7 protein-coding genes and 1 pseudogene are annotated in these 13154 nt (G+C 65.2%); 1 reads left to right on the top strand and 7 read right to left on the bottom strand.

What is annotated here, in order from left to right:
- Positions 1–3 precede the first annotated feature (3 nt).
- The 7 genes and pseudogenes from WDX12_RS13355 to WDX12_RS13325 form a co-directional block, all read right to left on the bottom strand.
- On the bottom strand, positions 4–645 hold the full coding sequence (locus WDX12_RS13355; RefSeq protein ID WP_320297684.1) for a S24 family peptidase: 642 nt from the start codon (positions 643–645) through the stop codon (positions 4–6).
- 140 nt (positions 646–785) lie between these two features.
- Positions 786–1425, bottom strand: a pseudogene (locus WDX12_RS13350) (thioesterase family protein).
- A 9-nt stretch (positions 1426–1434) separates the two neighbouring features.
- Positions 1435–3654: a 3-hydroxyacyl-CoA dehydrogenase NAD-binding domain-containing protein gene (locus tag WDX12_RS13345; protein ID WP_434725172.1), complete on the bottom strand. Its 2220-nt coding sequence runs from the start codon at positions 3652–3654 to the stop codon at positions 1435–1437.
- Positions 3655–3668: 14 nt separating this feature from the next.
- Positions 3669–4877, bottom strand: coding sequence for an acetyl-CoA C-acetyltransferase (locus WDX12_RS13340; protein WP_434725171.1), 1209 nt, complete (start codon positions 4875–4877; stop codon positions 3669–3671).
- 33 nt (positions 4878–4910) lie between these two features.
- Positions 4911–6083, bottom strand: a complete 1173-nt coding sequence (locus WDX12_RS13335) for an acyl-CoA dehydrogenase family protein (RefSeq protein ID WP_320297687.1) — start codon at positions 6081–6083, stop codon at positions 4911–4913.
- 52 nt (positions 6084–6135) lie between these two features.
- Positions 6136–7932 carry an acyl-CoA dehydrogenase gene (locus WDX12_RS13330; protein WP_320297688.1) on the bottom strand — a complete coding sequence of 599 codons (1797 nt, stop codon included), beginning with the start codon at positions 7930–7932 and terminating at the stop codon, positions 6136–6138.
- A gap of 220 nt (positions 7933–8152) precedes the next feature.
- Complete coding sequence (locus WDX12_RS13325; RefSeq protein WP_320297805.1) at positions 8153–8617, bottom strand: MerR family transcriptional regulator; 465 nt, start codon at positions 8615–8617, stop codon at positions 8153–8155.
- 462 nt (positions 8618–9079) lie between these two features.
- Between WDX12_RS13325 and WDX12_RS13320 the strand changes: the two genes are divergently transcribed.
- A complete protein-coding gene (locus tag WDX12_RS13320) occupies positions 9080–13093 on the top strand; it encodes a peptidoglycan-binding protein (RefSeq protein ID WP_434725170.1) in 4014 nt (1337 codons plus the stop codon).
- Positions 13094–13154 lie beyond the last annotated feature (61 nt).

Below are 13154 nucleotides of genomic sequence, written 5' to 3'. Positions count from 1 at the left end.
GACCTACTGGCTCGCCCAGACGATGCGCGCCACCCATTCGATATCGCGCGTCGGGATGTCGCGGTCCGGGTGAGCCGGATTGAGCGAGACCAGCACGATCGATTTCACCGTCTGCCGGTCGAGCACCTTGGCCATCACTTCGCCGGCGGTGGTCTTGACGACGACACGGTCGCCCTTGCGGGTCGGCGCCCCAGGCTCGACGATCAGCACGTCGCCATTGCGGTAAAGCGGCAGCATGGAATCGCCTTGCACCTGCAGCGCGTAGGACGTCTCGGTCGCCCGCGCCGGAAGCTCGACCAGATCCCAGCCCTGCCCCGCCGGATAGCCGGCATCGTCGAAGAAGCCCCCCGCGCCGGCCTGGGCGAAACCGAGCAACGGAACCGCGCTGCGATGCTGGGCAATGACGGCGGCGCCGCGTCCTTCGACCAGTCCGGTGAATTCCTCCAGCGACGCGCCGGTGGCCTCGATGATCTTGGCCAGCGATTCGGTCGAGGGCCAGCGCGGCCGGCCGTCGGAAGACAGGCGCTTCGATTTGTTGAAGGCCGTCGAATCGAGGCCGGCGCGCCGGGCAAGGCCGGAAGCCGACAGCGAATAGCGCTCGGCGAGAGCGTCTATTGCGGCCCATACGCGGTCGTGTGAGAGCACGCGCGCTCTCCGTCAAAACAGGAAAAAATGCCTCAGCCTGTCTAGCGTGCGACCGCACCATTGTCCACCGGTACCGGCGGGCCGGGCTAGAAAGTGATCCGCCGGCTCGGCAAATCAGCCTCACTCGCTTCGAAACGTGATCAGGCCGCCTTGGCCTGTTCGCGCAAATTCCGGTGCGAAAGCATGAAGGCCCGCTCGGGTTCGGTCGGCGGGCGTGGGCTGGCGGCGTGGCCAAGCGCCGCGACGACCTCGTCGATGTCGAGGAAGCGGCGACCGCCGCGGTCATAGACGCCGCCCGTCGTCAGGATCAGCGCCGCCGTCTCGCCGCCATCGAGCACGAAACGATGCCTGCCGATCACCGACGTGCCTTCCCAGGTCTCGATCGACGAGACCACCTCGAAGCGGCGCCGCAGCTTGATCTCGCGCACATAGGCCACCTGCAGCCCGCCGATCATCGGCGCCCAGCCATTCTTGCGCGCAAGCGCGATGAGGCCGACGCGCAGGAAGATGTCGATGCGCCTACAGCGCCGCGCGTCCTATTGGATGCGCAAAGGACGCTGTAGCACTTTGAGTGGCGCATGATCCTTTCCGAAATCGATTCCCGATTTCGGGGTCATGCGCAAGGTCCGCTAGCATCATGTAGCGGGCGTTGTTGAGATGCAGGTTGAAGTCGATGTCGATCGGCAGGCAGCGAAAGGCCAGCCGGCTTCCATCGCCGACCCGATAAGGGCCACGGCTCGACGTGGCCATGGTGCGGGCCATACGCACCCAGACATACATGCTGGTTCGTCAGGCCGCCTCTCTGACCTCGCCCTTCTGGTAGGGGTCGAAGCGCTGATAGAAGGTCTCGCCCTTCTCGGCCATGTCGAGCAGAAGCTTCGGCGCCTTGAACTCGGCGCCATACTTCTTCTGCAGGCCCTTGGCGATCTTGACGAAACGCTTGGCGCCGATGCCGTCGATGTAGGACAGCGCGCCGCCGGTGAAAGGCGCGAAGCCGAAGGCGAGGATCGAGCCGACATCGGCCTCGCGCGGATCGGTGACGATGCCCTCCTCCATCACCCGCGCCGCTTCCAGCGCGATGGTGACCAAGAGGCGCTGCTTCAGCTCCTCATAGTCGACCTTGTCGGGGTTGAGCTGCGGATAAAGGTCCTTCAGGCCCGGCCACAGCTTCTTTTTCGCCGGCTTGGCCGGATAGTCGTAGAAACCCTTGCCGTTCTTGCGGCCGAAGCGGCCATGCGTGTCGACCATGGTGTTGATCAGCGCCATCTGCCTGGGATCGACGGCCTTCTCGCCGAGATCCCTGATGGTCTGCTTCATGATCTTCTGGGCAAGGTCGACGGCCGTCTCGTCGGTCAGCGCCAGCGGGCCGACGGGCATGCCGGCGGCCTTGGCGGCATTCTCGATCATCGCCGCAGGCACACCCTCGATCAGCATCTTGTAGGCTTCCGACATGTAGCGCAGCACACAGCGGTTGACGTAGAAGCCGCGCGTGTCGTTGACGACGATCGGCGTCTTCTTGATGGCGCGCACGAAGTCGAAGGCGACGGCCAAGGCCTTGTCGCCGGTCTTCTTGCCGAGAATGATCTCGACCAGCATCATCTTGTCGACCGGCGAGAAGAAATGGATGCCAATGAAGTTCTTCGGCCGCGACGAGTTCTTCGCCAGAGCGGTGATCGGAATCGTCGAGGTGTTGGAAGCGAAGATCGCCGACGATTTCAGCACCGCTTCCGCCTTCTCGGTGGCTTCCTTCTTGACGTTCGAATCCTCGAAGACCGCCTCGACGACGAGATCGCAGCCGGCAAGGTCGGCATAGTCCGCCGTCGGCGTGATCAGCGACAGGAGCTTGTCCTTGTCTTCGGGTTTGGCGCGGCCCTTCTTGACCTGGTCGGCCATCAGGCTGTCGGAATGCGCCTTCCCCTTCTCGGCCGACGGCAGATCGCGGTCGAGCAGCACCACCGGAATCCCGGCGCGCGCGGTGACATAGGCGATACCCGCGCCCATGAAGCCGGCGCCGAGGATGCCGATCTTCTTGAACTTGGTGTCCGGCACGCCGGTGGGGCGGCGTGCGCCCTTGTTCAACTCCTGCAGCGACAGGAACAGCGAGCGGATCATCGCCGCCGCTTCCTTCGACTGCATGATCTCGGTGAAATAGCGCTGCTCGATCCTGAGCGCGGTATCGAACGGCACCAGCAGGCCTTCATAGACGCATTTCAGGATCGCGGCCGCGGCCGGATAATTGCCGTAGGTTTCGCGGCGCAGGATGGCGATCGCCGGCGGCCAGAGATTGGCGCCGGCCGCCGAATAGATCGGACCGCCCGGCAGCTTGAAACCCTTCTCGTCCCAGGGCGCCACCGGCTTCAGACCGTTCCTGATCATCGCCTTGGCGGTCTCGACGAGTTTCGAAGGCTCGGCGATCTCGTGGATCAGGCCCATCGCCTTCGCCTTCTGCGGCGTCAGGTTCTGTCCGGTGGTCAGCATCTGCAGCGCCTGCTGCTGGTCGGTCAGCCGCGGCACGCGCTGGGTGCCGCCGGCGCCCGGGAAGATGCCGATCTTCACCTCGGGAAGCGCCATTTTCACCTTGTCGGAATCAGCGGCGACGCGGCCGTGGCAAGCGAGCGACATCTCGAAGGCGCCGCCCATGCAGGTGCCGTTGATCGCCGACACAAACGGCTTGCCGCAGGTCTCGATCTTGCGGAACAGGCCGGTCATGTAGCCGGCATTCTCGAACAGCGCCTTGGTCGCCTTTTCGAGGTCTTTCTCCTTGTCGACGGCAAAGGTGGCCAGCATCTTCTGCAGCATGGTGATGTCGGCGCCGCCGGAGAAAGAGTCCTTGCCCGACGTGATGACCGCGCCCTTGATGGCGGCATCGCCGGCCACATGATCGACGATGGCGTTCAACTCGCGCATCACCTCCTCGGTGAATACGTTCATCGAGCGGTCCGGCATGTTCCAGGTGATCAGCGCGATGCCGCCGGCGTCGATGTCGAGGGTGAAATTGGTGTAGCTCATCTCTTCTCTCCCCGTCAGACGCGTTCGATGATGGTGGCGGTGCCCATGCCGGCGCCGATGCAGAGCGTGACCAGCGCGGTGTTCAGGTCGCGGCGCTCCAACTCGTCCAGCACCGTGCCCAGGATCATGGCGCCGGTAGCGCCGAGCGGATGGCCCATGGCGATCGCGCCGCCATTGACGTTGATCTTGTCGTGCGGGATCTCGAAAGCCTGCATGTAGCGCAGCACGACGGAAGCGAAGGCCTCGTTGAGCTCGAACAGGTCGATGTCCGACAGCTTCATCCTGGCGCGCTTCAGGAGCTTCTCGGTGACGTCGACCGGACCGGTCAGCATCAGCACCGGCTCCGAGCCGATGTTGGCGAAGGCGCGGATGCGCGCGCGGGGTTTGATACCCATGGTTTTCCCGGCCTTCTTCGAGCCGAGCAGCACGGCGGCGGCGCCATCGACGATACCGGAGGAATTGCCGGCGTGGTGGACGTGGTTGACCTCCTCGACCTCCGGATGCTTCTGCACGGCGACCGCGTCGAAGCCGCCCATCTCGCCCGGCATGACGAAGGACGGGTTGAGCGAAGCCAGCGACTGCATGTCGGTCGAGGGCCGCATGTGCTCGTCATGGTCGAGGATCAAGAGGCCGTTCTGGTCCTTGATCGGGATCACCGACTTCTTGAAGCGGCCATCGGCCCAGGATTTCGCGGCGCGCTTCTGGCTCTCGACCGCATAGGCGTCGACGTCGTCGCGGCTGAAGCCGTATTTGGTGGCGATCAGGTCGGCCGAGATGCCCTGCGGCACGAACCAGCCGGGCAGGCCGACGGACGGGTCCATGAACCAGGCGCCGCCCGACATGCCCATGCCGACGCGCGACATGGATTCGACGCCGCCGGCAATAACGATCTCGTCCGCCCCTTGCGCGATCTTGGCGGCGCCGAAATTGATGGCGTCGAGACCCGAGGCGCAGAAGCGCGAGATCTGCATGCCGGGCGCCGAGGTCGCGTAGCCGGCCTCGAAGGCCGCGGCGCGCGGAATGACGGAGCCCGCCTCGCCGACCGGATCGACGCAGCCGAAGATGATGTCGTCGACAGTGCCGGTGTCGAGCCCGTTGCGATCGCGCAGTGCCTCGAGCGTCCTGGCGGCGAGCCTGACCGCCGGCACCTCGTGCAGCGAGCCATCCTTCTTGCCCTTGCCGCGCGGCGTGCGCACGGCGTCATAGACGTAAGCCTCAGTCATTTTCGTGCTCCTTGGCTTTGCCGGCCGCCGCGCTTAGAGAGAGCGCCCGATCAGCAATTTCATGATTTCGTTGGTGCCGCCGTAGATGCGCTGGACGCGGGCGTCGCGGTACATGCGGGCGATCGGATATTCATTCATGTAGCCATAGCCACCGTGCAGTTGAAGGCATTCGTCGACGACTTTGCCCTGCAGGTCGGAAAGCCAGTATTTGGCCATCGAGGCGGTGACCGGATCGAGGCCGCCATCGATATGGCGGGCGACGCAGTCATTGTAGAAGACGCGGCCGATCGTGGCCTCGGTCTTCAATTCGGCCAGCTTGAACTGGGTGTTCTGGAAATCGATGACGGCCTTGCCGAAGGCCTTGCGTTCCTTGACGTAGTCGATCGTGAGCGCCAGCGCCCGCTCGATCATGGCGATCGCCCCGGTACCGATCTGCAACCGCTCCTGCGGCAGTTGCTGCATCAGCTGGACGAAGCCCTTGCCTTCCTCGTGGCCGAGCAGGTTCGAGGTCGGCACGCGCACATCGTTGAAGAACAGCTCGGACGTGTCGTTCGACTTCAGCCCTATCTTGTCGAGGTTGCGGCCGCGCTCGAAGCCCTCGACCTCGTCGGTCTCGACGACGATCAGCGAGGTGCCCTTGGCGCCCTTTTCCGGATCGGTCTTGGTGACGACGATGATCAGGTTGGCGAGCTGGCCGTTGGTGATGAAGGTTTTCGAGCCGCTGATCTTGTAATGATTGCCGTCCTTCTCGGCGCGCGTCTTCACGCCTTGCAGGTCGGAGCCGGCGCCGGGCTCCGTCATGGCGATGGCGCCGATCAGCTCGCCCGTCGCGAGCTTGGGCAGCCATCTCTCTTTCTGCTCCTCGGAGCCGTAGTGCAGGATGTAGGGTGCTACGATCGAATTGTGCAGGCCGATGCCGAAGCCGTCGACGCCGACATGGCCGATCGCCTCGATGATGGCGCTCTCATGGGCGAAAGTGCCGCCCGAGCCGCCGTATTTCTCCGGCATCGAGGCGCAGAGCAGACCGGCGGCTCCGGCCTTCAGCCAGCTCTCGCGATCAAACATCTCGTTCTTCTCGAACTCGTCGTAGCGCGGCGCGATCTCCTCCGCCATGAAGCGGGACGCCATGTCGTAGAGCATGCCGACCTCGTCCGCCGCCCATGCGGGCTTCGGCAGGCCAAGAATTTCGGCTGGATTTGTCGCCACGATTTCCTCCGCGTTCCGACAATTGTGGGCCGGCGGTGCCGGCCCGCCAAACCTAGAACGCTTCCGCCGGCAGCGCCATTAGCGTGTCCGCGCCACTGGAAATGCGGGCAAGCCGCGTTGCCGTTTCCGGCATGACGCGCTCCATGAAGAAGCGCGCGGTCACCAGCTTGGTGTCGTAGAAGGGCGAGCCCCCGTTGGCCCCATCCGCCAACTTCGCCTGTGCGGATTTCGCCATCTGCGCCCACATGTAGCCCAGCGCCACCAGGCCGAAGAGATGCATGTAGTCGGTGGAGGCGGCACCGGCATTGTCGGGCTTGGCCATCGCGTTCTGCACCAGCCACATGGTGGCCGCCTGCAGGTCGTTGAGGCCCTTCTTCAGCGACTTGGTGAAGGGCGCCATCTTCTCGTCGGCGCGGTTTTCCTCGCAGAACTCGCCGACTTCCTTGAAGAAGGCCTGCACCGCGCGGCCGCCATTCTGCGCCAGCTTGCGACCGACGAGATCGAGCGCCTGGATGCCGTTGGCGCCTTCATAGATCATGGCGATGCGGGCATCGCGCACGAACTGGCTCATACCGTGCTCTTCGATATAGCCGTGACCGCCGAACACCTGCTGCGCCATCACCGCGTGATCGAAACCCTTGTCGGTGAGCACGCCCTTGACCACCGGCGTCATGAGCCCGGTGTAATCGTCGGCCGCCTGGCGGTCCTTGTCGTCACCGGAGCGATGCGCGACGTCGGACTTGATCGCCGTCCACAGCGCCAGCGCGCGGCCGGCCTCGTTGAAGGCCTTCATGGTCATCAGCGAGCGGCGGATGTCGGGGTGGACGATGATCGGGTCGGCTTTCTTGTCCGGCGCCTTGGCACCCGACAGCGAACGGCCCTGGAGGCGGTCCCTGGCGTAGGAAACGGCGTTCTGATAGGCGATCTCGGAGACCGAAAGCCCCTGCAGGCCGACACCGAGGCGGGCCTCGTTCATCATCGTGAACATGGCCTTCAGGCCGCCATTCAATTCGCCGAGCAGCGTGCCCTCGGCCTCGTCATAGTTCATGACGCAGGTCGAGTTGCCGTGAATGCCCATCTTCTCCTCGATCGAACCGCAGGAGAGCGTGTTGCGCTCGCCGGGATTGCCCGAGGCATCGAGCTTGAACTTCGGCACGATGAACAGCGAAATGCCCTTCACGCCTTCCGGCGCGCCCTCGGCGCGGGCCAGCACCAGGTGGACGATGTTGTCCGACATGTCGTGCTCGCCGGCGGAGATGAAGATCTTCTGGCCGGAAATCCTGTAGGTGCCGTCACCATTGGGAGCGGCCTTGGTGCGCAACAGGCCGAGATCGGTGCCGCAATGCGGCTCGGTCAGGTTCATGGTGCCGGTCCAGGCGCCCCCGATCAGCCTGGGCAGCCATGTGGCCTTCTGTTCGTCCGTGCCGTGGGTGACGATGGCCGCGATCGCGCCTTGCGTCAGGCCGGGATACATCATCAGCGCCATGTTGGCGGAGATCATGTATTCGGACACGGCGGTGTGGACGGCATAAGGCAGGCCCTGGCCGCCGAACTCGGCAGGTGCCGCAAGCCCCATCCAGCCGCCTTCGCGATACTGGTCGTAAGCGTCCTTGAAGCCCTTGGGAGTCGTCACCGAGCCGTCGTCATGGCGCACGCAGCCTTCCATGTCGCCGACGCGGTTCAGCGGATGCATGACGTTCTCGGCAAGCTTGGCGCCCTCCGCGAGGATCGCCTCGAGCACGTCGGGCGTCGCGTCCGAGAAGCCCGGAAGGTTGGAATAGCGCTGAAAGCCCAGCACGTCGTTGAGAACGAACAGCGTGTCCTGGATCGGCGCCCTGTAGATCGTCATGCCTTCCTCCACCCTATAGTGCCGGCCGGCAAGTTGCCTGTCCTGGACAGGAGACCGGGCCAATGTCGATGCCCCGATAGCAAATATTGACGTTTGCGTAAACGTCAACTTCGTCGCAGCCAAAAATTTATGTGAGCGGTCAGGCATTGTGGCGACAAAAAAGCCGCGCGGCTATGGCCACGCGGCTTCTACGTCCGGGGTGTTTCCGGAGAGCGGGCGATCAGCCGGCGGCGCTGGCCTGCGCCGGCGCGGCGCGCTCGACGAGCATCTGACGCACGACCGACATCGAGTTGCTCAGCTCGCCGATAGCATCGTCGATCAGCGCCCGCTGCTTCTGCAGGCGGGCGAGCTGCTTCTCCGACTTGTCGAGCGCCAGCCGCAACTGCTTGGTGTTGGTGCCGCTCGGATCGTAAAGGTCCATCATCTGCTTGACGTCGCGCAGCGAGAACCCGACCTTGCGGCCGAGCAGGATCAGCTTCAGCCGGGCCTTGTCGCGGCGCGTATAGAGACGGGTCGAGCCGTCGCGATGCGGATTGAGCAGGCCCTTGTCTTCATAGAAGCGCAGCGTGCGCAACGTCACGCCGTATTTCTTGGCCATCTCGCCGATGCGGACGAATTCCTCGCCGGCTTCGACCGGTATGTCATTGGTATTGGCCGCGGCCTCGCCGGGCGAAACAAGTTTCATGGTCACTGGCTTTCCCCTGGTGGCGTCGCGGTCGCGGACCAAGCGTCGCCTGAATGGAAGCGGGGGCGTGCTTCCAATCGTGGTTGCAACAAGTCAATCGCAAGAGGCACGGCTTCGCACCTTTTACGTTTACGTCAATTCTATATCGACAGCCGCAAGGTGACGCAAGGGCGTTGTCGAAACGGACCTTTATGCCGCACCCGGATACCAGCTTGTCGGGCGGCTCACGATTTATGCGCGACTTCTTAAGCTTGGTTAACGCCTTGTTTACCACGTTGGGCGAAATGTGCGCATGTCGGTCACCCGTGTTTATCCTGTAGCGAATTTTTCACGGTTTTTCGAAGCGTGGGTGAAACCCGGGAAGCCCGTCTTCCTCCGCAGCAAAACCGCTCGGCTCGCTTCGTTCCCGGCAGGACTTTGGGAAACCGGCTTTGGCCGGCCATTCTGAACACGGGCGCATCGATGAACAGCAAGCGGTCCTATCTCGATACACTCAACGCCGGCAGGCAACGCCGGCCGCAGCCCTCGCTCGAAGAACTGAACCGCTCGCTCGAAACGCTGGAGCAGCGGCTGGACCGGACGCGGGCCGACATGCCCGATCGCCCCGACCTGCGGCGGCCGGCCGAGCCGCGTTATCCAAGCACGCAGCCTTACGGCCAGCCGCGCTGGTACGAGGATCCCTATTCCGCGCAAAGGCCCCTGGAGCGGGTGCCACAAAGCCCGGCGCCGCAGAATCCGCGGCCGCAAGATCGCGCCCCGCAAAATCCCGCGCCGGCCTATCAGGCGATCGCGCGTGACATCGACCGCGTGCGCGGCCAGGAAGACAGCGTCGCCATGGTCGGCAAGATCGCCGTCGAACTGCGCGGCCTGCGCGAGGAATTGCGCCACCAGATGACCGTCGGCCTGCAGCGCGAATTCGAGGCGTTCCGCCAGGACATCGACCGCGCCATGCAGGCCAACAGCCAGCGCGGCGCTCCGTCGGGCGGCATGCCGGACAAGAGCAGCGCCGAACTCGGCCTCGAATTCGAACGGCTTTCGGGCGCCATCCAGTCGCTCGCCGAAAAGAGCGACGACCGCAGCATCAACCTGCTGCGGCTGGAACTGGAACAGGTGAAGGGCGCGCTGGACACGCTGGCGCGCGAGGAAAGCCTGCAGAAGGTCGACCGCCGCTGGGACGATTTCGACCGCCGCTGGAGCGCCTTCGAGGACCGCGTCGATGCCGACCAGCGCAAGCGCGCGGAAGGCCCGGGCCTTTCGGTGCTGACCGACCGGCTCGAACAGATCAGCAGCGCCGTCAACAGCCTGCCGGAATCGCTTTCGCTGCGCTCGCTGGAGGAAAAGGTGCGCACGCTTGCCGGCGCGGTCGATCGGTTCGCCGGCCAGCAGACCGCGCGCGGCGGCGAAACGCTCGCCATGATCGACGAGCGGCTGGACGAGATCTCCCGCGCCATCGTCGCCTCGACCGTGGCTGCGCAGGCCAATGCCTTCGACCCCGAAACCTTCGGCCGGATCGAGAAGCGCATGGCATCGCTGGCGGTTCAGATCGAAGAGGTCGCGCAGTCGCGGCCTGGAGCGGAAGTTCTCGATCACCTCAACCTCCTGTCCAGCCGCGTAGACCAGTTGGCTGGCCGCGCCGACCTGCCCGAGCAGGCCATGGAGCGGCTCGGCCAGCAGATCGCCTTGATAACCGACAAGATGGACCGCGCACCGGCCATGCCCGATGCCGAACATATCTTCCAGGGCCTGGAGCAGCGCTTCGACGCGCTGTCGATGCTGCTCGAGCGCCGCCAGGGCGACGCGATGGAACAGGGCAACATTCTGTTTCGCGATCTCGAGCGGCGGCTGGACGAGGTGGCGGACAGGCTCGACCAGCGCACGCGCCAGGACGATAGCGCCGGCATCATGGAAGCGATCGACGCCCGCTTCACCGCTTTGGCCAAGCGCATCGAGACGCGCATCCCGGATCCCGCCAACGACATGGCGATCCGCGGGCTGGAAAGTCGGCTCGAGGACATTTCCAGCCGGCTGGAATCGTCCGCGCAGCAGGTCGCGGGCATCGATCCTGCCCTGATCCGCAGCCTGGAAGCGCAGGTCGCCGGCCTGTCGGCACATCTCTCCAAGCCCGGCACGCCGCTGCCCGAATTCGAAGATATCAGCCCGCGCCTCAACGAGATCGAGAAGTCGCTGGCCGGCACGCGCGATTCCATCTTGAGCGTGGCGCGCGAGGCGGCCGAGAGCGCCGTCAAATCGCTTGCCGATTCGACGTCCAGCACGGCCCAGACCAACGCGACCGCCGTTGCCGGCCTCGCCCAGGACCTGAAGACGCTCGAAGCGCTCACCCGCCGCTCCGACGAACGCAACTCGCGGACATTCGAGGCGATCCACGACACGCTGCTCAAGATCGTCGACCGGTTGGGTTCGCTGGAAACGAGCGAGACCAGCGAAGCGGTCAGCGAACTGGTCGATCCGCAACCGGCCGGCAAGCGCGGCGGCCGGGGCGGCAAGATCGCGGTGCAGGACGCACCGTCGATGGACATCGACCAGCCGCTGCCGCTCACCGGAGACATGGCCGGCCTGGAAGGCCGCGCGGCGGCCATCATGCGCGACGAGACAAGCGAGCAGCGCACGCCCGCCGAGGCAGCGGCTGAAGCGGCCTTGGCAGCCCTGGGGCCGGACGCGATCGGCGACAAGAGCGAGACGGCCGGCCGCAGGAAATCGATGTTCAGCGGCCTAGCGCGCGCCTTCAAGGGCAAGAAGGAAGCGGACACGCAGCCGCTTGCCGACTCGGCGCCGGTCGGCGACGTGCCGAGCGTCGACATCGACGAGCCGCTCGACCCCAGGGCCGCCAACCGGCCCTTGGAACCCGGCTCCGGCGCGCCGGACCTCAACGCCATCATGAAGCGCGTGCGCGACGAACGCGGCGGCCAGCCGACCCGGCGCACCGAGGGTGACGCCGCCAAGTCCGATTTCATCGCCGCGGCCCGCCGCGCGGCCCAGGCCGCCGCCGCGGAAGCGGACACGCTGAAGCGGCAATCGACCATGACCGGCCCGGTGAAGGCGCTGAGGATAGGCGACCTGCTCAAGGCGCGGCGCAAGCCGATCCTGATGGCGGCCGCCGCGATCATGATGGCGCTGGCCGGCCTGCAGCTGGGCAAGGCTTTCTTGTCCGATCCCGTCGAAACGGCCAACAACCAGCCCGCCCCGATCGTCTCCACGCAGAGGGTCGACACGGCTTCTCTCGATGCCACAGCCGCGCCGAAGGCCGACACGCAAAAGACCGACGCGGACACCACGCAGGCCAAAAGCGCCCCTGCCCACCCCGTCAGGCAGGCGGAGCCCGTCATTGACGCGGCACCGGCCGCTTCCATCCCTGCAAGTCCTGAGGCGGCCGCAGCCATGCCGGCCGAACCGGCGCCCGCGCCGATGGCTTCGGCGACGCCGTCCGAGCCTGCCGCAGCCGCCACCGCGACGGACACGGATGGCGAAACGCAGCCGATGGCCAACGCCCCGGAGACGACCGGTCCCGCAGCCGAGAGCACCCCGGCGGGCGCGCCGACGACTACCTCCGCCGACACGACAGGCGCGGTGCCGTCCGCAGCAAGCCAGACGGCCGCGGCCAAATTCGACATTCCCTCCGAAATCGGTCCGGTGGCGCTGCGCGACGCGGCCGCCGGCGGCGACGCCAAGGCGCTGTTCGAGGTCGGCTCGCGCTATGCGGAATCGCGCGGCGTGAAGGAAGACATGAAGGCGGCCGCCAAATGGTATGAGCAGTCGGCCGAGCTAGGCTTCGCGCCGGCCGAATACCGGATCGGCAATTTCTACGAAAAAGGCATCGGCGTCGCGCGCGACATCAAGAAGGCCAAGACCTACTACCAGCTTGCCGCCGAACAGGGCAACGCCAGCGCCATGCACAATCTGGCGGTGCTGTTCGCCATGGCGGCGGACGGTGTGACTGACAATGAATCGGCCACGCACTGGTTCCAGGAAGCCGCCGACCTCGGTGTCAAGGACAGCCAGTTCAACCTCGGCATCCTGGCCGCCAAGGGCGTCGGCATGAAGCAGAACCTGGAAGAATCCTACAAGTGGTTCGCGATCGTCGCCAAGACCGGCGACAAGGACGCCGCTGCCAAGCGCGACGAGATCGCCAATGCGCTGCGGCCCGAGCAGCTTGAGCGGGCGCGTGCCGCGACGGAATTGTGGAAGGCCAAGCCGCTCAACGCGGCCGCCAACTCTGCCGACGTTCCGGAATCCTGGCAGGACAGCGCGCCGCAGACCACCGCCGGCATCGACATGAAGAAGGCGGTGAAGAACATCCAGCTGATCCTCAACAAGAACGGCTACGATGCCGGCGGTGCCGACGGCGTGATGGGCGGCAAGACCAAGAACGCCATCATGGCCTTCCAGACCGACAACAAGATGAAGCCGACCGGCGAGGTCGACGCGCCGCTCGTCAAGGCGCTCCTGGCGCACAAATAACGGCAGGCGCGTCGCATACGCGACGCCTTGCCACACATTTGCCTGTTAACTGATTGAGATG

The organism is Mesorhizobium sp. RIZ17 (genome assembly GCF_051127865.1).
Classification (GTDB): Bacteria; Pseudomonadota; Alphaproteobacteria; order Rhizobiales; family Rhizobiaceae; genus Mesorhizobium; species Mesorhizobium humile.
Note: the sequence above shows the minus strand (reverse complement) of the source record. Positions and strands in the feature narration are given on the sequence as shown.

Coding starts and splice junctions, on each gene's coding strand:
- WDX12_RS13345 (WP_434725172.1), bottom strand. CDS start 3,654: ATGAGCTACACCAATTTCACCCTCGACATCGACGCCGGCGGCATCGCG.
- WDX12_RS13340 (WP_434725171.1), bottom strand. CDS start 4,877: ATGACTGAGGCTTACGTCTATGACGCCGTGCGCACGCCGCGCGGCAAG.
- WDX12_RS13330 (WP_320297688.1), bottom strand. CDS start 7,932: ATGACGATCTACAGGGCGCCGATCCAGGACACGCTGTTCGTTCTCAAC.
- WDX12_RS13325 (WP_320297805.1), bottom strand. CDS start 8,617: ATGAAACTTGTTTCGCCCGGCGAGGCCGCGGCCAATACCAATGACATA.
- WDX12_RS13320 (WP_434725170.1), top strand. CDS start 9,080: ATGAACAGCAAGCGGTCCTATCTCGATACACTCAACGCCGGCAGGCAA.